Source organism: Streptomyces caniferus (genome assembly GCF_009811555.1).
Lineage (GTDB): Bacteria > Actinomycetota > Actinomycetes > Streptomycetales > Streptomycetaceae > Streptomyces > Streptomyces caniferus.
Map to the genome: position 1 here is coordinate 880,609 of NZ_BLIN01000005.1, position 24,001 is coordinate 904,609.

The following is a 24,001-nucleotide window of genomic DNA, read 5'->3' on the forward strand; positions in this document are numbered from 1 at the left end:
ACGAACCCACAGCACAAGGAACCCGACAAGGCAGCATGTCGCGGTACCGCCGTGGCAGCGGAACGGACGCACATGGGCAATGGATTCATGGGTCCGGAGGGCTACGGCCCGGACTCGTTCGGTGACTTCCTCGCGCGCTTCTTCGGCGCCGCGCAGCCCGCGAGCGGCGAGCCGGGGCAGCCCGCGCCCCGGCAGGCGGACATCGCACGCATGATGAGCGGGCCCGCCCGGGAGCTGGTGACCTCCGCAGCCGCCTACGCCGCCGAGCACGGCAGTCCGGAACTCGGCACCGAGCACCTTCTGCGGGCCGCCCTCGCCGCCGAACCGACGCGCAGCCTGCTGCAGCAGGCTGGGGCGGACCCCGATGCGCTGGCGGCGGAGATCGACAGCAGCGCCGGTTCGGGGCCGAAGCAGTCCAGCGTCGCCGTGACCCCCGCGGTCAAGCGGGCCCTGCTGGGCGCGCACGACCTGGCGCGGGACAACGGCTCCTCGTACATCGGCCCGGAGCACGTACTGGACGCGCTGGCGGCCAACATGGACTCGGCAGCGGGCCGCATCCTGAACCTCGCCCACTTCGAGCCGCAGGCCGCCCCGCAGAGCGGCCACGGCACCCCGCACACGGGGCCCGAGCACGGCACCCCGCCGAAGCACGACACCCCGACCCTCGACAAGTACAGCCGCGATCTGACCGACCTGGCGCGGGCGGGCCGGATCGACCCGGTCATCGGCCGTGAGGAGCAGATCGAGCAGACCATCGAGGTGCTCTCCCGCCGGGGGAAGAACAATCCGGTGCTGGTCGGCGACGCCGGGGTGGGGAAGACCGCGATCGTCGAGGGCCTGGCCCAGCGGCTCGCCGACGGCGACGTCCCCGAGAACCTGTCGGGCCGGCGCGTCGTCGCCCTGGACCTGACGTCCGTCGTCGCCGGCACCCGCTACCGCGGTGACTTCGAGGAGCGGATGAACGCCATCATCGAGGAGGTCCGCGCACACCCCGACTCGCTGATCGTCTTCATCGACGAACTGCACACGGTCGTCGGCGCCGGCGGCGGCAGCGGCGACGGCGGTTCCCTGGAAGCGAGCAATATGCTCAAACCCGCCCTGGCCCGCGGCGAGATGCATGTCATCGGCGCCACCACGCTGGAGGAGTACCGGCGGAACATCGAGAAGGACGCCGCCCTCGCCCGTCGCTTCCAGCCCATCCTCGTGCCCGAGCCGAACGTCTCCGACACGGTCGAGATCCTGCGCGGGCTGCAGGACCGCTACGAAGCGCATCACCAGGTGCGCTACACCAACGAGGCACTGCTCGCGGCGGTCGAGCTCTCGGACCGCTACATCGCCCACCGCTTCCTGCCCGACAAGGCGATCGACCTGCTCGACCAGGCGGGCGCACGGGTCCGGCTCCGCTCGGGCGCCAAGGCCACCGACGTACGCGATCTGGAGCGCGAGCGGGAGCAGCTGGTCAGGGACAAGGACCAGGCGGTCGCCGCGGAGCAGTACGAACGGGCCACCGAGCTGCGGGACCGGGTCGCCGCCCTCACCGCGCGGATCGAGGCCGGCCGGGGCGAGCCGCCGACCGACCGCCGGATCGTCAAGGTCACCGCGGAGGACATCGCCGAGATCGTGTCGCGGCAGACCGGTGTGCCGGTGAGCAGTCTGACCCAGGAGGAGAAGGAGCTGCTGCTCGGGCTGGAGGAGCGGCTGCACACCCGGGTGATCGGCCAGGACGACGCGGTCACGGCCGTCTCCGAGGCGATCCTGCGTTCGCGGGCCGGTCTCGCCGATCCCGACCGCCCGATCGGCAGCTTCCTCTTCCTCGGGCCGACGGGCGTGGGCAAGACCGAGCTGGCCCGCGCGCTCGCCGAGGCGCTGTTCGGCAGCGAGGACCGGATGGTGCGCCTGGACATGAGCGAGTATCAGGAGCGGCACACCGTCAGCCGGCTGGTCGGTGCTCCCCCGGGATACGTCGGCCACGAGGACGCGGGCCAGCTGACCGAGGCGGTGCGCCACCACCCGTACTCGCTGCTGCTGCTCGACGAGGTCGAGAAGGCGCACCCCGATGTCTTCAACATCCTGCTGCAGGTCCTCGACGACGGGCATCTGACCGACTCCCAGGGCCGCCGGATCGACTTCAAGAACACCGTGATCGTGATGACGAGCAACCTCGGCTCCGAGGCGCTCAGCGGGGGCCGCGGGGTGCTCGGCTTCGGCTCGGAGGTCCCGGGCGCGGAGGCGGGCGACGGCGCGCGGGACCGGGCGCTGGGCTCCCTGCGCGAGCACTTCCGCCCGGAGTTCCTCAACCGGCTGGACGAGATCATCGTCTTCCGCCGGCTCACCGACGACCAGCTGCGTCAGATCACCGGCCTGCTGCTCGACGGGACCACCCGCAGACTGCGCGCACAGGACATCTCCGTCGCGTTCACACCCGGCGCCGTGGACTGGCTCACCCACCGCGGCCACCAGCCCGAATACGGGGCGCGGCCGCTGCGGCGCACCATCCAGCGCGAGGTCGACAACGCGCTCTCGCGGCTGTTGCTGGACGGTGCGCTGTCGGCGGGCGACACGGTCCGCGTGGAAGTGAAGGACGAGGAACTGGCGTTCCGCACCGACGAGAAGCACCAGGGGGTCACGGGTGGCACCGCTGGGCCCGCGTGACACCTCCGAGGGGCGGCACGAGTCGCCGGAGGAGCGGGCCGACCGGCGGTGGAACGAACTTCTGCAGGAGGTGCGGGTCATCCAGACCGGTGTGCAGATCCTCTTCGCGTTTCTGCTGACCGTCGTCTTCACCCCGCGCTTCGCCACGCTCCCGTCGACCGACAAGACGATCTACGTGGTGACGGTCCTGCTGGGGGCGGCCACGACCGGCGCGCTGATCGGCACGGTGACCTTTCACCGGCTGGTCGCCGGGCACCGGCTGAAGCCGGAGACGGTGCTGTGGGCCTCGCGCCTGGCCCTGCTCGGCATCGTCCTGCTGCTGGCGACGGTCGCCTCCGCGCTACTGCTGATCCTGCGCATCGCCCTGCACAGCTCCGCCGTCCCCTGGGTCGTCGCGGGCCTGGTCGCCTGGTTCATGGTCTGCTGGTTCGCGCTGCCGGCCTGGGTGCTGCACCGGTATTCGTCGAGGGAGTGACGGGGGCCGCCTCGGGGACGTCGGGCGCTGCGGGGGTTCGGCACGCCCGGGCGCTCCTGCCCCGGGCGCTCCGGTCGCCCGGAAGTCTTCCACTCGTCCGGCTCCTCCGGCTCCTCCGGCGCCTCCCGCCCCGCCAGTTCCTCCGGTGCCCGGTGCCCGGTCCGTCCGCTGCCACGCGCGCCAACGGCCGCCAAGGGCGCGGGCCGAGACCCTGACCTGGGTCTCGGCCCGCGCCCTTGGCGGCCGTTGCGCCGTCGTCCGCTACGCGCGCGCGGCGGCCGGGTCCATCCGGCGCGGGCGGTAGAGCAGCGCCGCGCCCGCGAGGCCGGCGCTGACCACTGCCAGGCCCACTGCCAGCAGTTCGGGCCACATGCCCGCGTCGCCCAGTCCGCTGCCGAGGGGCGCGAGGACACCGGCCCGGGACAGCGCGTGCAGCGCGATGATGATCATCGCGGCGGCGGCGCTCACCGTCCAGACCAGGGCCGTGTCGCGCATCGCCAGCCAGCCGGCCAGCAGCAGGTACACGACGGCGATGGCCATCGAGAGCCCGGCGGCCGCCTGGGCGCCCTGCAGGTGCGAGGTGTTCACCGGCAAATGGCTCAGACCGCACAGTGCCAGGGCCGTGGCCGCGGGCCAGCGCAGTACGGACCGCAGCACGCCGGGGACCGCGTAGCCCGGCTGGGGGCTCGGCTCGGGCGACGAGGCCCAGGGCGGCGGGCCGCCCTGCGGCATGGTGCCGACGGGCCGCTGGGACCACGGCGGGCGCTGGGGCGGCTGGCCCATCACGGACTCGCGGTGCACGGTGGACATCGGCTGCCCGTTGCGGTCCAGGGGGCGGACATCGGGGTCGAGCACATGCATGGAGGCGGTGTGCTCGGGTTCACCGAAGCCGCCGGGGCCGCCGAAGTCACCGGGCCCCGGGTCGGGCGGGAAGTGGTCGGCCATCTCGTGGACACCGCCGGCGCCTGCCTGCGTACGGTCGAACAGCTCGATCAGCTGCGCGACCTCCTCGACGGACCGGTCGACGGCCACGGCGCGCAGCGCCTCATGGCTCGACTCGGCGGTGTGCGGAGTGGCCCGCAGCATGTCGAAGAGCTCGGCGACCTCGCTCACCGGCCGGGAGACCACCGCCATGCGCAGGGCTTCATCGCCGGGGTTGGGAACGTCGCCGCTGCGCTTGAGCAGTTCCACCAGGGCGGCGACTTCCGCCAGGGGCCGATGGGTGACTGCCTCCCACAAAAGGGTGTGGGCCGAGCTCTTCTCAGTGGTCATGGGCGGAAAGTGCTCGCCGGGTCCTGTCGATGACAGTTCGGCGTCGCCCCCACAAAGTGCTGGTTCGGATGTCATGGAAGGACTCCACTGAACGAGGGGAGCGTCAAACACCAGAAGCGCTGACACTCGGCGGACGTTGAGAGTGCTGTGGTTCAGCCAACGTCCCTTCTGTGTGCCCCCGCCATTCAGGAAGGCCATCCGGTGGAGACACGCCGCTGCGCCCGGGCGCGCCGCACTCGACGAGGGTGACGCCGCGCCGCCTTTCCGCTCCGGTGATTACGGCCGGATATGCGCATTCACGGGGTGTGACTCTTCGAAATGCCAAGGGCCGTCGAGCCTGATTCGCTGGTAAGTGCAGCTCTCCATACTCCGGTCAAGGACAGATCATGAGCGCAACAGGAGAATCACGCGGACGCATCCAGCAGATGCGCGACAAGGCCCAGGAATTGCAGGCGGCCGCGGAACGCGCGGGCGACCCGGAGGAGCGGAAGCGACTCGAGGAGAAGGCCCTCAGGCTCCGCTCCCAGAGTGAGCAGGAAAGCGGTATGGCCAGCGGAGACATCTACCCCTCCGAGTGAGGGCCCACGTTCCCGCCCGGAAGCGGAAGGATGGGGACACCCTGGACGGGACGCGCGCCCGGTGCCGCGTCCCGTCCGCCGCGCCCGGTGCCGCACCGGGCACGGCTGCTGCTCCAGAGGCGCGTCGCCGGCGGGCCGCGCACGGCCTGAGCCGTCCCCTGCGTACGGCGCACCGGGCCGCGCCGGGCCCCGGGCTGTTCGAGTGGCTTCGGGGTGGTCGCCGATCGGCGGTCCGCGCCGCCGGGAAGCGGTTACCGCATGATCCCCTCAGATTCCGCACGGGCCGCCGGGGCCGTGGCCGGGACGGCGCCGGGGCACCTGATGGCCGGCCGCGCGGGCTACGACGAGCGCTTCCTCGGCGTGCCCGTACCGCTGCCGATGCCCAGCAGCCCCGCCGTCGAGACGGTGGTGCTCCCCTACACCCACTTCACGGTGGTGCTGCGACCGGACCGGCGGATGGCGGCGGCCGCCGCGGTCTGCATCGACGGTGAACGTCTGCGGGAGGACGTGCCGCGGGAGACCGGCTGGCGGTTCGATCCGCGCCTCGACGAGGACCGCCAGGCCGGCGACGAGGTGTACCGCGACAACTCCCTGGACAAGGGCCATCTGGTGCGCCGGCTCGATCCCGTGTGGGGCGACGCGGCGGAGGCGGACCAGGCCGACGCGGACACCTTCCACTACACGAACGCCGCCCCGCAGGCGGATGTGTTCAACCAGGGCAGGCAGGTCTGGCAGGAGCTGGAGAGCCACCTGCTCGGCACCGCCGCCCGGGGCGACCGCAGGCTGGCCGTCCTCTCCGGGCCGGTCCTGCACGAGTCGGACCCGCCCTACCGGGGCGTGCAAGTACCGCTGCGCTTCTGGAAAGTGGCGGCGTTCCTCCGGGAAGGCGCGCTGGCGGCGACGGCGTACGTGCTCGACCAGAGCCCGGACCTGATCTGGGACGCCGAGCGGGCCCTGGCCGGCGCCACGCCGGGGGCGCCGCCGCCGCTGGGCGCCTTCCGTACGTTCCAGGTGCCGGTGACGGATGTCGTCGAACTCACCGCGCTCGACCTGGGCCCCCTTCCCGCCGCCGATCTGATGCCCGCCCCCCGCGCCCCGCAGGAGCGCTGGAGACGGCTCCGGTCGACGGACGACATCGTGCTGCGGCGCGGCTGAGCGGCGGGAGGAGCCAGCCATGGGACCCAGGGTCGTCTACGTCCACGGCAACGGGAACAAGGTCCGCCCGGAGCTGCTCAAGTCCCAGTGGGACACGGCGCTGTTCGGCAGGGACATGGCCGAGGCCTCGCGCATGGCCTACTGGGCGCCGGTGCGCCATCCGGAGCCGGTGCCCGATTTCCGGCCCGATCCGGTGGACGGCCGGCCGGAGCCGGCCGCGGAGTCGCGGGCCCGTGCGGACCGGTCCGGCCCCGAAGCGCCGGAGGAGTTCGTGGCGCGGACGCTGGACGAAGCGCGGCACGAAGCCGGTGGCCACGGGCCGGACGTGCGGGCCGGGGCGGAGGACGGTGCGCTGGCCGGCTGGCTGCGGGACATGACCTATCTCGCGGACACGCTGGCCCATGCCGGGGAGGGCGAGGAGCCCGGTGCGGCGCTTCCGCTGGAGGCGCTGCCGCTGCCCCGGCCGGGCCGTACGGCGCTGTTCCGGCTGCTGGTCGAGCAGGCCTTCAAGGACGTCCACGCCTATTTCTTCGGCGGTGCGGGCCCGGCGATGCGTGAGGTGGTCGCGGAGGCACTGGACGGCCCGGACGGCGGGCCGCTCGTGGTGGTCGGCCACGGCCTGGGAGCGGTCATCGCCTATGAGGTGCTGACGGAGCAGGCGCGGGAGGTGGAGCTGCTGGTCACCGTCGGCTCACCGCTGGCGATCACCGAGGTGCAGGACCAGCTGACGCGGCCACCGGCGGTTCCGGCGGGGGTGGCGGCCTGGCGCAACCCCTCGGACCTGCGGGACCTGGTGGCGCTCGACCACACGCTGCGGCCCGAGTACGCCCCGGAGCAGCGCATCACGGATCTGCTGGTCACCAACGACAGCACCGACCACCACGGCATCGCCGCGTATCTGGCGCAGCACGAGGTCAGGGCACCGGTGCAGCGGCTCTTCGGCCACGGTGCCGGGTAGGTGCGGCAGGTGGGCCTCCACGAGGACGTCGATCTGGCCCTGCTGCGGGTCGCGCCGCCGGCCGGGACGGCGCTCCCCACTCCCCTGGCGGTGGCCGCCGATGCGCCCGCCGATCTGCCCGGGCATCCGGTGTACTGCGTCGGCTACCCGGTGCACGACGGCCGGCGCGACGAACCGGAGTCGGTGCGCCGGATGTTCATGGACGTCTACCGCGGTAAACGTCTGCAGCCCGGCACCGCGACGGAGCTGGTGCCGGGCCGGGACGTCTTCGGGCACGACTGTTCCCCGCTGGGCGGCAACAGCGGCTCACCCGTCATCGACCTCGCCGACCACCGGGTGCTGGGCCTGCACTTCGGCGGCCGCTACGGCGTCGGCGGCGCGGCCGTACCGCTGTGGCAGCTGGTGGACGATCCGTTGTCGGACCGGGCGGGGATCAACTTCGTATGAGCCGTGCCATGGCGCCGTCCGCGGGCCGGCCCTACTTCTTGACGAACTCGGTGGTGTAGGTCTTCTTCAGGTCCACCGTGGCGTTCTGGAGGTTGGGGTTGAAGGCCTTCAGGACGCGTTCGACGGTCGCGGGGCCGTCGGCCGGCATCACCCCGTCCTTGGTGAACATCGGCAGGGTGTCCTTGATCGACTGAGCGTAGAGTTCCTTGCCGCCCTGGGCGTAGTCGGACGGCATCTTCGCGGCGATCTGCCCGGCGGTGTGGGTGGACATCCACCGGAGGGTCTTCACGAAGGCACGGGCCAGCTTCCGCACGGTGTCCTTGTGACCGTTCACCCAGTCGGTGTTCATGTAGAGGCTCGACGAGGGGTAGGGGCCGCCGAGCGCCTTCTTCGAGCCCTCGGGGGTGCGCATGTCGATGAGGACCTTGCCGAGCTTCTTGTCCAGGATCTGCGCGACCGTCGGGTCCGTCGTCATCCCGCCCTGGATCGAGCCCTGTTGGAGGGCGGAGATGAAGGTCTGGCCGGCCCCGACCGCCACGGGGGTGAACTCGTTCGTCTGCACCCCGTTCTTCACCGCGAGGTATTTGGTCAGGAAGTCGGTGGACGAGCCGAGGCCGGTGACGCCGAGCTTCTTGCCCTTGAAGTCCTTGGCCGAGGTGAGGTCGCCGGAGGCATTGTTCCCGACGACCTCGACCTCGCCGGGGGCGTGCGCGAGCTGGACCACCGACTCCACCTGCTTGCCCTTGACCTGCAGATCGAGGGTGTGGTCGTAGAAACCGACGACGCCCTGGACGTCGCCGGAGACCAGCGAGGTGGTGGCCTGCACCCCGGCCGGTTCGGTCAGCAGCGTGACGTGGAGGCCCTCGTCCTCGAAGTAGCCGAGCTGCTGGGTGAGTCTCGCGGGGAGGTAGATGACCTTGTCGAGGCCGCCCACCATGATCTTGATCTTGCCGTTCGCGTCGTCGGAGCCGGCGGCCGGGGAACCGCCGCAGGCGGTGAGGGTGGTCAGGGCGAGGGTGGCGGCGACGGCGGCCGCGATCTTCCGTGAGGTGCGCATGGTCACGTCCTTGTGAGGTGGAGAGGGGGCGGTGGGAGCGGGGTCAGCGGCCGTCGCCGGCGTCGGCCGGCTTCCAGCGGAAGAGCCGCCTTTCGAGGAAGGCCAACAGCCCTTCGGCGAGCAGCGCGACGACGGCGAGAATCACCATGGCGGCGTAGACACCGGCCGCGTTGAAGGTCCCCTGCGACGCCGAGACCAGCAGGCCGAGGCCCTTGGTCGCGCCGATGTACTCGCCGACGATCGCGCCGATCAGCGCGAAGCCGAAGCTGACGTGCAGGCTGGTGAAGATCCATGAGGTGGCGGAGGGGATCACCACCTGGAGGGTCACCTGGCGGTTGCTCGCGCCGAGGATCCGGGAGTTGGCGACCAGGTTCCGGTCGACCTCCCGTGCGCCCTGGAAGGCGTTGAAGAAGACCGGGAAGAAGACGAGGACGACGGCGGAGGCGACCTTGGAGGCGGGTCCGAGGCCGAACCAGATGAGGAAGATGGGGGCGAGGACGATACGGGGCAGCGCATTGAGCACCTTGATGTACGGGCCCAGCACATCGGCGAGGAACCGGATCCGGCCCAGCGCGATGCCCAGCACCACGCCGCCGACGACGCCGATGACCCAGCCGAGGAGCGCTTCGTAGAGCGTGTACCAGATCTGCTCCCACAGCGACCCCTGCGGGGTGCCGTTGAGCGCCCACTGGCTGATCTGGTTCCAGATCCTGGAGGGCATCGAGAAGTTGAAGGGATCGATGACGGCGGCGCGGGCCAGCCCCTCCCACAGCCCGATCAGCGCGACGAGCAGCAGCACCCGGGCGCCATGGACCAGGAGCTTGTGCCGGCGCGCGGCGCGGGCCCTGGCCCGGGAACGGTCCGTACGGTCCGCTCCGGCCGGGGCCTTGACCGGGATCGCGGTCTCAGGCGACATCGGCGGCACCCCTCTCGCGGGTGATCCGGACCTCTTCGCCGAGCGAGGACCAGATCTCCCGGTAGATCTCGATGAACCGCGGCTCCAGCCGGACCGATTCGACCTTGCGGGGGCGCGGCAGATCGATCGCGAAGACCTCCTTGACGGTGGCCGGGCCCGCGGTCATGACCACGACCTTGTCGGCGAGGGCGATGGACTCCTCCAGGTCGTGGGTGACGAAGACGACCGAGGCGCCGGTCCCCGACCACAGCTCCAGCAGCTCGTCCGACATCAGCGCCCGGGTCTGCACGTCGAGGGCGGAGAACGGCTCGTCCATGAGCAGGAGTTCGGGGTCGTTGACGAAGGTCGCGGCGAGCGCGACACGCTTGCGCTGCCCGCCGGAGAGCTGGTGCGGGTAGCGGTCCTCGAAGGCCGCCAGCCCGACCCGGGCGAGCCATTCCCGGGCCCGCTGCCGGGCCTCGGCCTTCGGCACCCCGCGGAACCGGGGACCGGCCATCACGTTCGACAGCACGGTGCGCCAGGGGAAGACCGCGTCCTGCTGGAAGACGAACCCGATCTTGTTCCCGATGCCGCGGACCGGCTCGCCGGCGACCAGTACCTCGCCTTCCGTGGGCTCCTCCAGGCCGCTGACCAGGGTCAGCGTGGTGGATTTTCCGCACCCGGTGGGGCCGACGACGGCGACGAACTCACCGCGTTCGACGACCAGATCCAGGTCCCGGACGGCCGTGTGCAGCGCCCCCGAGGGGGTCCGGAAGGCCTTGCTCGTACCCCGCAGTTCGATAGCGGGGCTCGTGTGGCTGTTCATGGTTCGGGAGGCTAGGAGTGATCCGGGCCACAGCGGCAGCCTTGTGGGCGCAAGCCACCTTTCTGCGCACAGACCCTGTTGTGCTCGTTTTGCTCACGCTAGAACGACTAGGTCCTGTCCCGGGGGTAGGCGTTCGCTCACTCTCGGCTTACGGTGCGATCACTGCGAGAAAAAGGAAGATTCGGTTCCGCAAACGTGCGGAGGGCCGGAGACGAGGGAGAGCCCATGCGGATCCGCTGGCCCCGACGGGTCTTTGCGCAGGTGCTCACCGCGCAGGTCACCCTGACCACCGGGGTCATGGTGCTCGCCACCGGACTGTTCCTCGCCCCGCTCAGCTCCGAGCTGGACGACCAGGCGATGCGCCGGGCGCTGTCCATCGCCCAGACCACCGCCGCCGACCCGGACCTCGCCGACGAGCTGGTCACCACCGGGCCGACGGCGCACGGTCCGGTGCAGGCCGACGCCGAGCGGATCCGCACCGCGACGGGGGCGCTGTACATCGTCGTGATGGACACCCGCGGAGTCCGCTGGTCGCACACCAACCCCGGCGAGATCGGCCGGCACGTCTCCACCGACCCGAGCCGGACCCTCGCCGGGCGGCAGGTGCGGCAGATCGACACCGGCACGCTGGGGCGGTCGGCCCGCGCCAAGGTGCCGCTGCGCGACCACCGCGGCCGGATCGTCGGCGCGGTGTCGGTCGGCATCGCCTACGACCGCGTCCGGGGGCGACTGTTCGGCACCATCCCCGGCCTGCTGCGCTACGCGGGTGCGGCGCTGGCCGTCGGGGTACTGGCCGCGGTCGCGCTCTCCAGGAGACTGCGACGCCGTACGCACGGTGTGGCGTTCGCCGATATCTCCGCGCTGCTCGACGAGCGGGAGGCGATGCTGCACGGCATCCGCGAGGGCGTCGTCGCCTTCGACCGGCGCGGCCGCATCCGGCTGGTCAACGACGAGGCGGCGCGGCTGCTGGGCCTGGATGCGCAGGCCGCGGGCCGGGCGTTGGACGAGGCGCTGCCGCCGGGACGGACGACGGATGTGCTGGCCGGACGGGTGGACGGCGCGGATCTGCTGACCGTCAGCGGTGGGCGGGTGCTGGTCGCCAACCGTATGCCGACCCAGGACGGCGGGGCGGTGGTGACCTTGCGGGACCGCACCGAACTGGAGCTGCTCGGCCGCGAACTGGACGGCACGCAGGGGCTGCTGGACGCGCTGCGGGCCCAGGACCACGAGCACGCCAACCAGCTGCACACCCTGCGCGGACTGCTGGAACTCGGCCGGTACGAGAAGGCGGTGGAGTTCGTGAGCGAGGTGGCCAGTGCGCAGCGCGCCTCCGCGGAACAGATCGCGGAGCGGGTGCACGATCCCCTGCTCTCCGCCCTCCTCGTCGGGAAGGCCGCCGTCGCGGCCGAACGCGGGGTCTCGCTGCGGGTGTCCGCGGCGACCCTGCTGCCGGACGCCGTGGTCGACCCGCGCGACCTGGTGACCGTGCTGGGCAACCTCATCGACAATGCGCTGGACGCCACCGGGGAGTGCCGCCGCGACGAGCCGTTCGTCGAGGTGGAACTGCGGGCCGAGCACACCACCGCCGTGCTGCGGGTCTCGGACACGGGGCCGGGGGTGCCGCCGCCACTACGCGAGCGGATCTTCGCCGAGGGCTGGTCCACCAAGGATGCCCCGCCGGCCGCCGGAGCCCGGTCGTCCGCGCGCCCGGTGGCCTTCCACCGCGGCCGGGGCATCGGCCTCGCGCTGGTGCGCCGGCTCGCCGAACGCTACGGCGGGATGGCCCGGGTGACCGCCCGCGCGGGCGGCGGCGCGGTGTTCACCGTCGTCCTCCCCGAGGCGCTCGCGCGGCACGACGACGCGCCCGGACGGCGGCTCACCGCCGCGGGAGGGCCACGGTGACGGAAGAAGGGAGCACCACGGTGACCGGAGTGCCACGAGGGGCGGAGCGCCACGAACGGGCGGAGCGCCGAGAACGGGCGGGGCTCCGTGAACGGGCGGGGCTCCATGAACGGGCGGAGCCGCCGGAGCGAAGACCCCTGCCGAGCGGAGCGTCACGATGATCGATGTCCTGGTCGTGGACGATGACTTCCACGTCGCCGAGATCAATGCCGCGTATGTGTCCCAGGTGTCCGGCTTCCGGGTCGCCGGCCGCGCCCACACCGCCGCGCAGGCGCTGGCCGCCCTGGAACGCACCCCGGTCGACCTGGTGCTGCTCGACCACTACCTGCCCGACGAAACGGGCCTGGCGCTGATACGACGGCTGCGCCAGCTCGGCCACCGCACCGACGTGATCATGGTGACGGCGGCCCGGGACGTCGCCACGGTCCAGGACGCGATGCGCTCCGGTGCGCTGCAGTATCTCGTCAAGCCGTTCGGCTTCTCCGGGCTGCGCGCCAAGCTCGACGGCTATGCGGCGCTGCGCCGGACCGTGGAGGGCGTGGGGGGCCGCGGCGAGGCGGGCCAGGAGCAGGTGGACCGGATCTTCGGCGCCTTCCGGACCACCGACGCCCCGCACACGGAGCTCCCCAAGGGCCATTCGGCGGCGACCGTCGATCTGATCCGCCGTGTCCTGGACGCGACCGGGCACCCGCTGTCCGCCCACGAGGTCGCCGAACGCGCCGGCGTCAGCCGCTCCACGGCCCAGCGCTACCTCAAACACCTCGAACGCAGCGGCCACATCACTCTCACCCTCAAATACGGCGACACCGGACGCCCCGAACACCGCTACCGCTGGGCACGCACCCGCTGACCCGGCCTCCGCGCACCGGCCCGCACGGCCCGCGGCCCGTCCGCCCGCCCGTCCCCGGCCGCGGGGTTCTGCCACGAGCCGGACGGAACGTGGAGGGCACGTCCTCCGTGCAGTGATCACGACCTAGGCTGCGCTCATGAATGCTGCGACTCCCGGCGAGGCGGGCCCCGAGCCGGACCTCCTCGACGCGATACGACTGACCGCCGATCCGGAGTTGGCGGCGGGCTTCGCCGCGGCGGCGCACCGGATCCTGGCGGACCTGGTCCGCGGCGGCGCACCGCTCGGCTGGACCGACCCGCCCCCGGCGGACGAGGTGGCGGAGCTGGTCGACCGGGTACTGCGGGCCGCGCGGGACGGGGACGGGGCGCTGCGCGCGGCCTACGCCGGCCGGCGGCTGGTCGGCCTGGGGTACTGGCTGCGCTACGCCCGTCCGACCAGCCGGCAGCACGCGGACCTGGAGAAGCTCGCGGTGGCGTCCGAGGCCCATGGCCGGGGCGTCGGCCGGTCGCTGACCCGCGCCCTGGTCGAGGACGCCCGGGATGCCGGGGTCGGGGTCCTCACCCTGGACGCGCGGGCCGACAACACCAGGGCGCTGGACCTCTACCGGTCGCTCGGCTTCCGCGAGTACGGCCGCCTCCCCGACTTCGTGGCGATGGGCGGACGCCACTACGACAAGGTCTTCTACATGCTGGACTTCCGCGGCGACGGACCGCGCGCCGAGGAAGCGCCGCACCTGCCGTAGCGGCGTCGTCACGGGACGTGGCGGCGACCTGGGGACGCCGATGCGGGCGGAACGGCGCGGAGGACGTGCGCACGCCGACGGCGCGGGGCGCCCCGGCGCCGGGTCCGCACAGGCGCCGCCCCGGGTCCGCACGGGCGCCGCCCCCGGTTCCCAACCGGCCCGGGCGACGTCGGCCGCGGCGCCGCGACCAGGCCCGCGACCAGGTCAGGGCCCCTGCCCTGCACAAGCCCCGGGCACATCACTCCCGCCCCACCCCTTGACAGCTGCCCCAACCAGGTCGGACGATCCCGGGGTGAACCTGTCAGACAGCCAGACAGCTGGCGATGTGCCCCGGCGGATCAGCGCGATGGAAGCGGTCCTCCACCACTTGCGCGGTGCCATCGAGCGGGGCGACTACGCGGTCGGGGACAAACTGCCCTCGGAGGCGGAGCTCTGCCGTCGGCTGGAAGTGAGCAGACCCGTGCTCCGGGAGGCGCTGCGCGCGCTCCAGACCATGGGGCTGACCGTCTCGCGTACCGGCAAGGGCACCTTCGTCGTCTCCGACGGCGCGGTGGCGGACCCGACCTTCGGCGACTACGCGGCGAGCGACCTCCTGGAGGTGCGCCGGCACGTCGAGATCCCGGTGGCCGGTTACGCGGCGGTGCGCCGTACGCCGGAGGACCTCGACCAGCTGACCCACCTGCTGGAGCGGATGGAGCAGGAGACCGACACCACGGCATGGGTGGCGATGGACTCCCTCTTCCATCTCGCCGTCGCCCAGGCGGCCCGCAATCCGGTCTTCCGCCGGGTCATCGAGGAGATCCGCGATGCGCTGGCCCGCCAGTCGGCCTTCCTCAACGAGCTCGGCGGGCGGCGCGAGCAGTCGAACCGGGAGCACCGGGCGATCGTCGAGGCCCTCGTCGACAGCTCCGAGCACGACGCGGTGGAAGCCATGCGGCACCACCTCGCCCGCGTCGAGACGACGCTGACCACCATCGTGCGGCCACCGCACCGTACGGACCCCTCCACGGAAGACGAGGACCACGCGTGAGCGAGCAACCCCTCCGGCAGGCGGAACGGCAGCAACAACAGGGCGCGGGGCAGGAGACCGCGCAGCGGCCGGCGGGCGGGCATGTCGATGCCGGTGACGCCGGGTACCAGAAGTCCCTCACGTCCCGGCACGTCAACATGATCGCGATCGGCGGGGCCATCGGCACCGGGCTCTTCCTCGGCGCGGGCGGCCGGCTCGCCGGTGCCGGGCCGTCGCTGGCGGTGGCGTACGCGGTCTGCGGCCTGTTCGCGTTCCTGGTGGTGCGGGCCCTGGGCGAGCTGGTGCTGCACCGGCCGTCCTCGGGTGCGTTCGTGTCGTACGCCCGCGAATTCCTCGGCGAGAAGGGGGCGTTCGTCGCGGGCTGGATGTACTTCCTGAACTGGGCGACCACCGGCATCGCCGACATCACCGCGGTGGCGACCTATACGCACTACTGGGGCATGTTCTCGACGGTCCCGCAGTGGGTGATCGCACTGATCGCGCTCGCGGTCGTGCTGACCGTGAACCTCATCTCCGTGAAGATCTTCGGCGAGCTGGAATTCTGGTTCGCGATCGTCAAGGTGGGTGCGCTGGTCGTCTTCATGCTGATCGGCATCTTCCTGCTCGTCACCCAGCACCCGGTCGGCGGCCACACCCCCGGCCCCGCGCTGATCGCCGACCACGGCGGGCTCTTCCCGACCGGCACCCTGGCGATGCTGCTGGTCATCCAGGGCGTGGTGTTCGCCTATGCCTCGGTCGAGCTGGTCGGCGTCACGGCGGGCGAGACCGCGGAGCCGGAGAAGATCATGCCCAGGGCGATCAACTCCATCATGTGGCGGGTGGCCCTGTTCTACGTCGGCTCGGTGGTGCTGCTGGCGATGCTGCTGCCCTGGAGCTCGTACTCGGCCGCGGAGAGCCCCTTCGTCACCGTGCTGTCCCGTGTAGGGATCCCGGCCGCGGGCGGTGTGATGAACCTCGTCGTGCTCACCGCCGCGATGTCCAGCCTCAATTCCGGCCTCTACTCCACCGGCCGCATTCTGCGCTCGATGGCGATGTCCGGCTCCGCGCCGCGGTTCACCGGGGTGATGAGCCGCAGCCAGGTCCCCTACGGCGGCATCCTGCTCACCTCGGGGATCTGCGTCCTGGGCGTGGGCCTCAACTACGTCGTGCCGAGCGAGGCGTTCGAGATCGTGCTGAACTTCGCGGCGATCGGCATCCTCAGCACCTGGGCAATGATCATGGTGTGTCATCTGCTCTTCTGGCGGAAGGCCCGGGCCGGGCTGCTCGTCCGCCCCGGCTACCGGCTCCCGGGCTCGCCCTGGACCGAGAGCGTGACGCTGGTCTTCCTGGCCCTCGTCCTGGTGCTGATGTGGGCCGATGGCGGGGCCGGCCGTACCACCGTGCTCGCCCTGCCCGCGATCGCGGCCGCACTGGTCGCCGGCTGGTTCCTGGTACGGGGCCGGGTCGGTGCCCTCCGGGACGCGGCGGCGGGCGGCAGCGGCGGGCCGGCGGCCACCGACGGCACCGGCCCGGCGGCGCGCCCCAGCGACGCGGCACACACCCCGCACACCCAAGACACCCAAGACACCCACGGCACCAACAGCACCAACAGCACCAACAGCACTGAAAGTACCGAGAACTGATCATGAGCAAGACCATCACCACCCTGCCGCCGCACCGCGCTCCGGGCGAACCGCCCGAGATCCGCGAACCGGCCCACGTTCCCGTCGCCCATGTGGTGCGCGGCGGACTCGTCGAGGGCGTCCACCACGGCTCGGTCGTGGTGCTGGCGGCCGACGGGAGCGTGCAGTTCCGGGCGGGCGACATCGAGGCCGCGTTCTACCCGCGCTCGGCGCTCAAGCCGCTCCAGGCGGTCGGCCTGCTGCGCGCGGGACTGCCGCCGCTGGACGACCCGTTGCTGGCCCTCGTCGCGGCCAGCCACTCCGGCGAGGAACGGCACCTGGCCGGCGCCCGGGACATCCTGGCGCTCGGCCAACTGACCGAGGACGACCTGCGCAACGTCCCCGATCTGCCGTACGACCCGGCCGTACGGGACGAGTGGATCCGGCGCGGCCTCGGGCCCACCCGCCTCGCCCAGAACTGCTCGGGCAAGCACGCGGCCATGCTGCTGACGGCCCGCACCCGGGGATGGCGCCTGGACGACTACCTGGACCCCGGGCACCCGTTGCAGGAGGAGCTCGCCGCAACCGTGGCGGACCTCACCGGCCGGCGCATCGCCCGGGTCACGGTCGACGGCTGTGGCGCACCACTGTTCTCCGTGTCCCTGCACGGTCTGACCCGGGCCGCCGCCCGGCTGGCGACGGCCGCCCCCGGCACCGACGAGGGCAGGGTCGCCCACGCCATGCGCACCCACCCGGAGATGGTCTCCGGCAGCACCCGGGACGTGGCCCGCCTGGTGCGGGCGGTGCCGGGCCTGCTCGCGAAGGACGGCTTCGAGGGGGTACAGATCGCGGCGCTGCCGGACGGGCGGGCGGTGGGCGTGAAGATAGCCGACGGCGCCGACCGCGCCCGGATGCCGGTGACGGCGGCCGCCCTGGCGCACTGCGGAGTCGACCCCGACGTCCTCGCCCCCTTCGCCGCCGCGCCCGTCATCGGTGGCGGCGCCCCGGTCGGCGCGCTCCGGGCGACGGAGGCGCTGACCTCGCACCGCACCTGACGCCACGTCACTTCCGCCCCGGCCTCCGGCCCCCTCTCCCCTCCCCCACCTCACGAAGGACCACCTGCACCATGACTGCCGCCGGCCACCGCCGCGAACACGATCTGCTCGGCGACCGCGAGATACCCGCCGACGCGTACTGGGGCGTCCACACCCTGCGCGCCGTGGAGAACTTCCCCATCACCGGTACGCCGATCTCCACCTACCCGCACCTGATCAATGCGCTCGCCGCCGTCAAGGAGGCCGCCGCCCGGGCCAACGAGGACCTCGGGCTGCTCGATCACGAGCGGGCCGACGCGATCGCCGCCGCCTGCCGGGAGATCCGGGCCGGCGGGCAGCTGCACGACCAGTTCGTCGTCGATGTCATCCAGGGCGGTGCCGGGACCTCGACGAACATGAACGCCAACGAGGTGATCGCCAACCGGGCGCTGGAGATCCTGGGCCACGACAAGGGCGACCACCGCCATCTGCACCCCAACGAGCACGTCAACCTCAGCCAGTCGACCAACGACGTCTACCCGACGGCCGTCAACGTCGCCACGATCATCGCCGTACGGGAACTGCTCGACTCGATGACCGTCCTGCGCGAGGCCTTCGCGGCCAAGGCCGAGGAGTTCCGCGACATCCTCAAGATGGGGCGCACCCAGCTCCAGGACGCGGTGCCGATGACCCTGGGCCAGGAGTTCTCGGCCTACGCGGTGATGCTGGAGGAGGACCAGAGCCGGCTGGCGGAGGCCGTGCTGCTGATCCATGAGATCAACCTCGGCGCCACGGCCATCGGCACCGGTCTCAACGCCCCCAAGGGCTACGCCGAAGCGGCCCGCGGGCACCTGGCCGCCCTGACCGGACTGCCCCTGGTCACCGCCGCCAACCTCGTCGAGGCCACCCAGGACTGCGGGGCGTTCGTCCATCTGTCGGGTGTCCTCAAGCGCGTCGCCGTCAAGCTCTCCAAGAGCTGCAACGATCTGCGGCTGCTCTCGTCCGGCCCGCGGGCGGGCCTCGCGGAGATCAACCTGCCGCCGGTGCAGGCCGGTTCGAGCATCATGCCCGGCAAGGTCAACCCGGTGATCCCCGAGGTCGTCAACCAGGTGGCCTTCGAGGTCATCGGCAACGACGTCACCATCACCATGGCCGCCGAGGCGGGCCAGCTCCAGCTCAATGCCTTCGAGCCGGTGATCCTGCACTCCCTCTCGGAGAGCATCACCCACCTGGGGGCCGCCTGCCGCACCCTCGCCGAGCGCTGCGTCTCGGGCATCACCGCCAACACCGAGACGCTGCGCGCGAGCGTGCAGAACTCCATCGGGCTGGTCACCGCCCTCAACCCGCACATCGGCTACACCGCCGCCACCGCGATCGCCAAGGAGGCGCTCGCCACCGGCCGCGGAGTCGCCGAACTGGTCCTGGAACAGGGGCTGCTCCCGGCCGACCGGCTCGCCGCGCTGCTGCGCCCGGAGGAGATCGCCGGCACGGGCAGGGACGCGGCCGGCGTCTGAGTCCCCGCGGACCACGGCGCCACCGGACGTACGGGCCGGGCGGGCACTCCCTCGGGGTGCCCGCCCGGCCCGTGCTCGTGGGCGGGCTGCCGGTGCGCGCGCCGGTCAGCCGACCGGTTCCGGCATCGGGACGACGTCGTAGGCGAGCGCGATGACCCTCCCGGTGGCCGGGTCGGCGAGTTCGACGCGCCAGCGGGACGCGAACTGGTCGACCCCCGCCCGCATCGGGATGGTGCCCGATATCAGGACCGTGCCGGGCCGCAGCTCACCGCGCTCGCGCAGGACCTCGGTCCAGTAGCCGGGGGTGAGCAGCTCGCCCGCCGTTCCGTCCTGGAGGAGGACCTCCTCGCCACCCCCGACGGGGGTCACCCACGCGCGCAGGGTCAGGCTGTCGAGGCGGTCGGCGACCTCGGCCAGGCGCCATGCCGTACGGGCGAGCACATCGGGCCCGGCGTTCTTGCTCCAGGCCACGCCGTGCGCCTCCAGCGCCCGGTCGGTGTGGTCGCAGGCGGCGGTGAGCAGCAGATCTCCGGTCTCGTCCACGACGAGTGCCCACTCCGCCTCGCCCGAGGTGCGGGCGTGCTGCACCGGCACCTCGGCGGTCTGCTGGCCCAGGTAGGGCGCGACCGGGTAGAGGGCGGGGACGGTGGACGGTGCGGGCACGCCGAGCTCGGCCAGTTCCGCGACGTGGGCGGCCACATCGTCCTGGCTGCGGCCGGCGTACCCGGCGTTGAGCAGCCTCGACACCTCGACCCTGCGCCGCGTGCCGTCAGGGAGCTCGAAGGTCAGAGCGGCCATGGTTCCTCCAGGTCACAGTGGGTTGCGCGGAAGTGAATTCGCTCCCCGGAAGGGTTGCGCATACGCCTTGTATACAGCAAGTATGCCCTGCAGTGCAGCAACCGACTCCGAGGTGGCCCTGACCCATGGACAACGAAGAACACCGCGGGACGCAGCTCCCCGAGGCGCCCCGACCCGACCGTGGCGCCCTGGTGCGCGCCTTCGTCGCCAGCCTGACCGGCACCTCGCTGGAGTGGTACGACTTCGCGGTCTACTCGGCCGCCTCGGCACTGGTCTTCGGCAAGCTCTTCTTCCCCTCGGCCGACCCGCTGACCGGCACCCTGCTGGCGTTCTCCACCTACGCGGTCGGCTATATCTCGCGACCGCTCGGCGGGTTCCTCTTCGGGCGGCTCGGGGACGTCATCGGCCGCAAGAAGGTGCTGGTGGCGACGCTGGTGCTGATCGGGACCGCGACGCTGCTGATCGGTCTGCTGCCCACCCAGGCCGCCATCGGCCCGGCCGCGCCGGCGGCGCTGGTCCTGCTGCGCTTCGCCCAGGGCGTCGGCGTCGGCGGCGAGTGGGGCGGCGCCGTGCTGCTGACCAGCGAGTACGCGGACTCCCGCAGCCGCGGCTTCTGGGCCTCGGCGGCGCAGATCGGCCCGCCCGCCGGCAATCTGATGGCCAACGGTGTGCTGGCGGCCCTCGGCTCGCTCCTGACCGAGCAGCAGTTCCTGGCCTGGGGCTGGCGGATCGCCTTCCTGCTCTCCGGCGTCCTGGTGGTCTTCGGGCTGTGGATCCGGCTGCGCCTGGAGGAGACGCCGGTCTTCCGGGCCATGGAGGCGAGCGGCGACCGGCCCGAGGCGCCCATCCGCGAGGTGTTCACGACCCAGCCGCGGGCCCTGGTGGCCGCGGTCCTCAGCCGGGTCGCGCCGGACGTGCTCTACGCGATGTTCACCGTCTTCGTCCTCACCTACGCCACCGAGCAGCTGGGCCTGCCCCGCGGCAAGGCACTGGCGGCCGTACTGATCGGCTCGGCGCTGCAGATCGTGCTGATCCCGCTGGCCGGGGCGCTGTCGGACCGCTGGAACCGGCGCCGGATGTACCTCGGTGGCGCGGTCGCCGCGGCGGTGTGGCCCTTCGTGTTCTTCCCGATGGCGGACAGCGGTTCCTGGGGGCTGCTGGTGCTGGGCGTGGTGGTGGCGCTGGCGATCCACTCCCTGCTGTACGGGCCGCAGGCCGCGTTCGTCGCCGAGCAGTTCACCCCGCGGTTGCGCTACACCGGGTCGTCGCTGGCGTACACGCTGGCCGGGGTGATCGGCGGGGCCGTCGCTCCGCTGCTGTTCACCGCGCTGCTGGGCTCCTTCGGCAGCTGGCTGCCGCTGGCGCTGTACCTCGCCGGGACCGCCGCGGTCACCGTCCTGGGCGTGCTGCTGGGGCGGGATCCGGCGCACGATGAGGACGAGGAGTACACCTCCCCGGCGAAGGGCGCCGGGCGGTCGCCGGGGAGGATGATCAAGGAGACACCCGGCCGCTGAGGCCACCCGCCCGGCACCGGCTTCCGCACGACGAGACGACACCGACCGCCCGACCGACCCGATCGGCACCGATCGGCACCGATCGGCACGAGAGAAGAGAGATCCGCATGCGCATCGCGCTGTGCCAGATGACGGCATCGACCGATCCGAAGGAGAACCTCGCGGACGTCCAGGACCAGGTCCGTCGCGCGGCACGCGAGGGGGCCCGGCTGGTGGTCCTTCCCGAGGCGGCCATGGTGCGGTTCGGGACACCGCTCGCGCAGGTGGCCGAGCCGTTGGACGGGCCGTGGGCCGAGGGCGTACGGGCGGTGGCCCGGGAGACGGGGGCGACGGTGGTGGCGGGCATGTTCACCCCCCGGCCCGACGGGCGGGTGGCCAACACCCTGCTGGCCACCGGACCGGGGGTCGAGGAGTCCTACGACAAGATCCATCTGTATGACGCGTTCGGCTTCCGGGAGTCCGACACGGTCGCCCCGGGCGACCGCGTGGTCACCATCGACGTCGACGACGTCCGGGTGGGCCTGGCGACGTGCTACGACCTGCGGTTCCCCGAGCTGTTCCGGGCGCACGCGGACGCGGGGGCGACGCTCTCGCTGCTGCCCGCCTCCTGGGCCGCGGGACCGGGCAAGCGTGCGCAGTGGGACCTGCTGGTGCGGGCACGCGCCCTGGACGCGACCGTCTGGCTGGCGGCCGTGGACCAGGCCGCCCCGGATCCGCAGGCCGATCCGGAGGCGCCCGCCGAGGCACCGAACGGTGTCGGGCACAGCGCGCTGATCGGGCCCGACGGGACCGTCCGGGGCCGGCTGGGCGGCACGGCCGACCTGCTGATCGGGGACGTGGACCCCGAGGAGGCCAGGCGGGTCAGGCGGGCCGTGGCGGTGCTGGACAACCGGAAGCTGTAGGCCCCGACCGCCGCCGGGTCAGGCGGCCAGGAGGATGTGCTGGGTCGCCTGGATGTGGCTGTCGATGGCCGCACAGGCGGCCGCGGCATCCCCGGCCACCAGGCAGTCGAGGATCTGCCGGTGCTCGGCGAGCACCTCGTCCTGGCGGTTGCCCGACCGGTAGAGGGCGAGGACGCCGGCCCGGATCTGGCGGCTGCGCAGGGCGTCGTACTGGCGGCTCATCAGCGTGTTGCCGACGGCGGCGACCAGGGTGGCGTGGAAACGGTGGTCGGCGGCGATGAACTCCTTGGTGGTCTCCTCGCCCCGCAGGGTGTCCTGGTGGGCGAGGATGTCCGCCATCTCGTCGACGGGCGCCGTCCCGCGATCCGTCGTACGCTCCGCGGCGAAGCGCTCGATCAGACCGCGCATCTCCATCAGGTCCCTGATCTCGCGGCCGGACAGCGGGGCGATATGCGCGCCGCGCTTGGGGACCAGCCGCACCAGATCCTCGGCGGCGAGCAGCAGCAGGGCCTCGCGGATCGGGGTACGCGAGACGCCGATCCGGTCCGCGATCTCCTGCTCGGACAGGAACCGGTCCTGCATCTCCGGGTCGGTCAGCACGCTGTCCTTGAGATACGCGTAGGCCTTCTCGCGCCCCGACTGCATCGCCCGCTCTCCCCCACTCGTGAGCCGTCATCACTGCATACAACCTGTATGCGAAGGCTACACGGTGGGCGGCGGACGGTCGCTCGCGGCGCGGCGCCCCGGCACCGGGCGGCGGCGCCCGGAGCGGTGCGCACCCCCGCCCGGCGCCCACGGCTCCCGCCGACAGCGCCTCGCATCCTCCCGCAGCATGTCGGCACAAGAGCCACCACCATCTGCCGCCCCCACCCTCCCTATGCGGCGCCGCAGCACGTAGGCCCTCTCGCCCCCACCCGCTCACTTCTTCAGGAGCATCAGGAGAAGAGTGACCACCACAGCGCCGATGCCGATCGCGGCACCCAACTCCGGGTTGCCGTAGGCGAGACAGACGGCGAGGCCGCCAAGGGTGAGAACGAAGGCAGTACGAAGGTCCATGCCTTCAGGACTCGTGCGAAGCGGGGAGATTTTCATGCCCGGATCATGAAAAAACCCGAGCGGTCGGCGCGTCCTGTAAGCGAGCCCGGGGTTGGTGCCCGGTATGAGGAAAGGGACGACATGGGACAGCGCTCTGGGGACGGGAACTGCTCCGTGGATCCGCCCCCTCGGCTGTCGGAAGACAGGGAAGAGGAGCTGAAGGCGGCGCTGCGGACCATCGAACCGCGGTTGATCGCCTCGGTCACTCGGATCACCCATGACTACCACCTGGCGCAGGACATCACCCAGGAGGTGTGTCTTGCCGTCTTCCACGAGTTCCGCAAGGGCACGAAGTTCGCGAAGCCGGTCATCGTCTTTGCGACGGTGGTGGCCCGCAACAAGATCTACAGCCATTACCGGCGCAGGCACGCCTGCCTGGAGCGGCCGTACGGCGAACTCCCGGAAGACGCCCGCCCGTTGGGTGTGGATCCGGCCGCCGGGCTGGAGTACCTGGAGTTGCTGGAGTCGGTGAAGGCGGCGATCGCCAACAACCGCCAGGCCGCCGTCTGGGAGCTCAAGCACGTGTGGCGTCTGAAGGGCACCGAGATCGCCGAACTGCTGGAGATCTCCTCGGCAACCGTGAGCAGGGAGCTGGCTGAAGCCGAGGCGAAGGCCAAGCTCCAGCAGGGCGACGAGGAAGCGGAACCTGCGTAGACCAGGACCGGGCTCCCGGCGGCTGTCTCCGGCGGCCGCCGCGCCCCGGC

23 protein-coding genes are annotated in these 24,001 nt (G+C 72.1%); 16 read left to right on the forward strand and 7 right to left on the reverse strand.

What is annotated here, in order from left to right; translation table 11 throughout:
- Positions 1 to 72: 72 nt before the first annotated feature.
- Together Scani_RS20420 and Scani_RS20425 are read left to right on the forward strand one after the other, a co-directional pair.
- Entirely contained in the window at positions 73 to 2,652 is a 2,580-nt protein-coding gene (locus Scani_RS20420; protein ID WP_159478440.1) for an ATP-dependent Clp protease ATP-binding subunit, read from the forward strand.
- Positions 2,630 to 3,127: a DUF6328 family protein gene (locus Scani_RS20425; protein WP_159478443.1), complete on the forward strand. Its 498-nt coding sequence runs from the start codon at positions 2,630 to 2,632 to the stop codon at positions 3,125 to 3,127. Before Scani_RS20420 ends, Scani_RS20425 begins: the two co-directional genes overlap by 23 nt.
- Before the next feature lie 261 nt (positions 3,128 to 3,388).
- On the opposite strand, the gene Scani_RS20430 is transcribed toward Scani_RS20425, so the two are convergent.
- A complete protein-coding gene (locus Scani_RS20430; protein WP_246296045.1) occupies positions 3,389 to 4,399 on the reverse strand; it encodes a hypothetical protein in 1,011 nt (336 codons plus the stop codon).
- 386 nt (positions 4,400 to 4,785) lie between these two features.
- Between Scani_RS20430 and Scani_RS20435 the strand changes: the two genes are divergently transcribed.
- The 4 genes from Scani_RS20435 to Scani_RS20450 all read left to right on the forward strand — a co-directional run bounded on the left by Scani_RS20435 (position 4,786) and on the right by Scani_RS20450 (position 7,537).
- Entirely contained in the window at positions 4,786 to 4,977 is a 192-nt protein-coding gene (locus Scani_RS20435) for a DUF6381 family protein (protein ID WP_086720901.1), read from the forward strand.
- 258 nt (positions 4,978 to 5,235) lie between these two features.
- A complete protein-coding gene (locus Scani_RS20440; RefSeq protein ID WP_246296046.1) occupies positions 5,236 to 6,132 on the forward strand; it encodes a DNA/RNA non-specific endonuclease in 897 nt (298 codons plus the stop codon).
- Positions 6,133 to 6,151: 19 nt separating this feature from the next.
- Positions 6,152 to 7,090 (forward strand): hypothetical protein, encoded by a 939-nt coding sequence (locus tag Scani_RS20445; protein WP_159478445.1) that lies wholly within the window; start codon positions 6,152 to 6,154, stop codon positions 7,088 to 7,090.
- A gap of 9 nt (positions 7,091 to 7,099) precedes the next feature.
- Complete coding sequence (locus Scani_RS20450; RefSeq protein ID WP_246296048.1) at positions 7,100 to 7,537, forward strand: trypsin-like serine peptidase; 438 nt, start codon at positions 7,100 to 7,102, stop codon at positions 7,535 to 7,537.
- Between the two features lie 31 nt (positions 7,538 to 7,568).
- Here the strand turns inward: Scani_RS20450 and Scani_RS20455 are convergent, their stop codons facing one another.
- The 3 genes from Scani_RS20455 to Scani_RS20465 are packed head-to-tail and all read right to left on the reverse strand — an operon-like array spanning position 7,569 to position 10,315.
- Positions 7,569 to 8,594 (reverse strand): ABC transporter substrate-binding protein, encoded by a 1,026-nt coding sequence (locus Scani_RS20455; protein ID WP_159478449.1) that lies wholly within the window; start codon positions 8,592 to 8,594, stop codon positions 7,569 to 7,571.
- Positions 8,595 to 8,637: 43 nt separating this feature from the next.
- Complete coding sequence (locus Scani_RS20460) at positions 8,638 to 9,510, reverse strand: ABC transporter permease (RefSeq protein WP_159478451.1); 873 nt, start codon at positions 9,508 to 9,510, stop codon at positions 8,638 to 8,640.
- On the reverse strand, positions 9,500 to 10,315 hold the full coding sequence (locus Scani_RS20465; protein ID WP_159478454.1) for an ABC transporter ATP-binding protein: 816 nt from the start codon (positions 10,313 to 10,315) through the stop codon (positions 9,500 to 9,502). The genes Scani_RS20460 and Scani_RS20465 overlap by 11 nt, the downstream gene beginning before the upstream one ends.
- A 225-nt stretch (positions 10,316 to 10,540) precedes the next feature.
- Between Scani_RS20465 and Scani_RS20470 the strand changes: the two genes are divergently transcribed.
- The 7 genes from Scani_RS20470 (at position 10,541) to aspA (ending at position 18,988) form a co-directional block, all read left to right on the forward strand.
- The gene (locus tag Scani_RS20470; RefSeq protein ID WP_159478457.1) at positions 10,541 to 12,217 is read left to right on the forward strand and encodes a sensor histidine kinase; all 1,677 of its coding nucleotides are present in this window, start codon (positions 10,541 to 10,543) and stop codon (positions 12,215 to 12,217) included.
- 157 nt (positions 12,218 to 12,374) lie between these two features.
- Positions 12,375 to 13,067 carry a response regulator gene (locus Scani_RS20475; protein WP_159478460.1) on the forward strand — a complete coding sequence of 231 codons (693 nt, stop codon included), beginning with the start codon at positions 12,375 to 12,377 and terminating at the stop codon, positions 13,065 to 13,067.
- A gap of 136 nt (positions 13,068 to 13,203) precedes the next feature.
- On the forward strand, positions 13,204 to 13,809 hold the full coding sequence (locus Scani_RS20480; RefSeq protein ID WP_159478463.1) for a GNAT family N-acetyltransferase: 606 nt from the start codon (positions 13,204 to 13,206) through the stop codon (positions 13,807 to 13,809).
- Between the two features lie 292 nt (positions 13,810 to 14,101).
- Positions 14,102 to 14,839 (forward strand): FadR/GntR family transcriptional regulator, encoded by a 738-nt coding sequence (locus Scani_RS20485; RefSeq protein WP_159478466.1) that lies wholly within the window; start codon positions 14,102 to 14,104, stop codon positions 14,837 to 14,839.
- The gene (locus Scani_RS20490; RefSeq protein ID WP_246296050.1) at positions 14,836 to 16,461 is read left to right on the forward strand and encodes an amino acid permease; all 1,626 of its coding nucleotides are present in this window, start codon (positions 14,836 to 14,838) and stop codon (positions 16,459 to 16,461) included. The genes Scani_RS20485 and Scani_RS20490 overlap by 4 nt, the downstream gene beginning before the upstream one ends.
- 2 nt (positions 16,462 to 16,463) lie before the next feature.
- Entirely contained in the window at positions 16,464 to 17,495 is a 1,032-nt protein-coding gene (locus tag Scani_RS20495; RefSeq protein WP_159478469.1) for an asparaginase, read from the forward strand.
- A gap of 71 nt (positions 17,496 to 17,566) precedes the next feature.
- Positions 17,567 to 18,988, forward strand: a complete 1,422-nt coding sequence (gene aspA, locus Scani_RS20500; RefSeq protein WP_159478472.1) for an aspartate ammonia-lyase — start codon at positions 17,567 to 17,569, stop codon at positions 18,986 to 18,988.
- Between the two features lie 105 nt (positions 18,989 to 19,093).
- On the opposite strand, the gene Scani_RS20505 is transcribed toward aspA, so the two are convergent.
- Positions 19,094 to 19,786: a DUF2848 domain-containing protein gene (locus Scani_RS20505; protein WP_159478475.1), complete on the reverse strand. Its 693-nt coding sequence runs from the start codon at positions 19,784 to 19,786 to the stop codon at positions 19,094 to 19,096.
- A gap of 125 nt (positions 19,787 to 19,911) precedes the next feature.
- Between Scani_RS20505 and Scani_RS20510 the strand changes: the two genes are divergently transcribed.
- Together Scani_RS20510 and Scani_RS20515 are read left to right on the forward strand one after the other, a co-directional pair.
- Positions 19,912 to 21,300, forward strand: coding sequence for an MFS transporter (locus tag Scani_RS20510; RefSeq protein WP_174872732.1), 1,389 nt, complete (start codon positions 19,912 to 19,914; stop codon positions 21,298 to 21,300).
- A gap of 107 nt (positions 21,301 to 21,407) precedes the next feature.
- Positions 21,408 to 22,202, forward strand: a complete 795-nt coding sequence (locus tag Scani_RS20515; RefSeq protein WP_159478478.1) for a carbon-nitrogen hydrolase family protein — start codon at positions 21,408 to 21,410, stop codon at positions 22,200 to 22,202.
- Between the two features lie 18 nt (positions 22,203 to 22,220).
- Here the strand turns inward: Scani_RS20515 and Scani_RS20520 are convergent, their stop codons facing one another.
- Entirely contained in the window at positions 22,221 to 22,847 is a 627-nt protein-coding gene (locus tag Scani_RS20520) for a GntR family transcriptional regulator (RefSeq protein ID WP_159478481.1), read from the reverse strand.
- A gap of 273 nt (positions 22,848 to 23,120) precedes the next feature.
- Positions 23,121 to 23,258, reverse strand: coding sequence for a hypothetical protein (locus tag Scani_RS40020; RefSeq protein ID WP_167538125.1), 138 nt, complete (start codon positions 23,256 to 23,258; stop codon positions 23,121 to 23,123).
- Positions 23,259 to 23,378: 120 nt separating this feature from the next.
- Between Scani_RS40020 and Scani_RS20525 the strand changes: the two genes are divergently transcribed.
- Positions 23,379 to 23,951: an RNA polymerase sigma factor gene (locus tag Scani_RS20525; protein ID WP_159478483.1), complete on the forward strand. Its 573-nt coding sequence runs from the start codon at positions 23,379 to 23,381 to the stop codon at positions 23,949 to 23,951.
- Positions 23,952 to 24,001 lie beyond the last annotated feature (50 nt).

Coding starts and splice junctions, on each gene's coding strand:
- Scani_RS20420 (WP_159478440.1), top strand. CDS start 73: ATGGGCAATGGATTCATGGGTCCGGAGGGCTACGGCCCGGACTCGTTC.
- Scani_RS20430 (WP_246296045.1), bottom strand. CDS start 4,399: ATGACCACTGAGAAGAGCTCGGCCCACACCCTTTTGTGGGAGGCAGTC.
- Scani_RS20435 (WP_086720901.1), top strand. CDS start 4,786: ATGAGCGCAACAGGAGAATCACGCGGACGCATCCAGCAGATGCGCGAC.
- Scani_RS20440 (WP_246296046.1), top strand. CDS start 5,236: ATGATCCCCTCAGATTCCGCACGGGCCGCCGGGGCCGTGGCCGGGACG.
- Scani_RS20445 (WP_159478445.1), top strand. CDS start 6,152: ATGGGACCCAGGGTCGTCTACGTCCACGGCAACGGGAACAAGGTCCGC.
- Scani_RS20455 (WP_159478449.1), bottom strand. CDS start 8,594: ATGCGCACCTCACGGAAGATCGCGGCCGCCGTCGCCGCCACCCTCGCC.
- Scani_RS20460 (WP_159478451.1), bottom strand. CDS start 9,510: ATGTCGCCTGAGACCGCGATCCCGGTCAAGGCCCCGGCCGGAGCGGAC.
- Scani_RS20465 (WP_159478454.1), bottom strand. CDS start 10,315: ATGAACAGCCACACGAGCCCCGCTATCGAACTGCGGGGTACGAGCAAG.
- Scani_RS20470 (WP_159478457.1), top strand. CDS start 10,541: ATGCGGATCCGCTGGCCCCGACGGGTCTTTGCGCAGGTGCTCACCGCG.
- Scani_RS20475 (WP_159478460.1), top strand. CDS start 12,375: ATGATCGATGTCCTGGTCGTGGACGATGACTTCCACGTCGCCGAGATC.
- Scani_RS20480 (WP_159478463.1), top strand. CDS start 13,204: ATGAATGCTGCGACTCCCGGCGAGGCGGGCCCCGAGCCGGACCTCCTC.
- Scani_RS20495 (WP_159478469.1), top strand. CDS start 16,464: ATGAGCAAGACCATCACCACCCTGCCGCCGCACCGCGCTCCGGGCGAA.
- aspA (WP_159478472.1), top strand. CDS start 17,567: ATGACTGCCGCCGGCCACCGCCGCGAACACGATCTGCTCGGCGACCGC.
- Scani_RS20505 (WP_159478475.1), bottom strand. CDS start 19,786: ATGGCCGCTCTGACCTTCGAGCTCCCTGACGGCACGCGGCGCAGGGTC.
- Scani_RS20510 (WP_174872732.1), top strand. CDS start 19,912: ATGGACAACGAAGAACACCGCGGGACGCAGCTCCCCGAGGCGCCCCGA.
- Scani_RS20515 (WP_159478478.1), top strand. CDS start 21,408: ATGCGCATCGCGCTGTGCCAGATGACGGCATCGACCGATCCGAAGGAG.
- Scani_RS20520 (WP_159478481.1), bottom strand. CDS start 22,847: ATGCAGTCGGGGCGCGAGAAGGCCTACGCGTATCTCAAGGACAGCGTG.
- Scani_RS40020 (WP_167538125.1), bottom strand. CDS start 23,258: ATGGACCTTCGTACTGCCTTCGTTCTCACCCTTGGCGGCCTCGCCGTC.
- Scani_RS20525 (WP_159478483.1), top strand. CDS start 23,379: ATGGGACAGCGCTCTGGGGACGGGAACTGCTCCGTGGATCCGCCCCCT.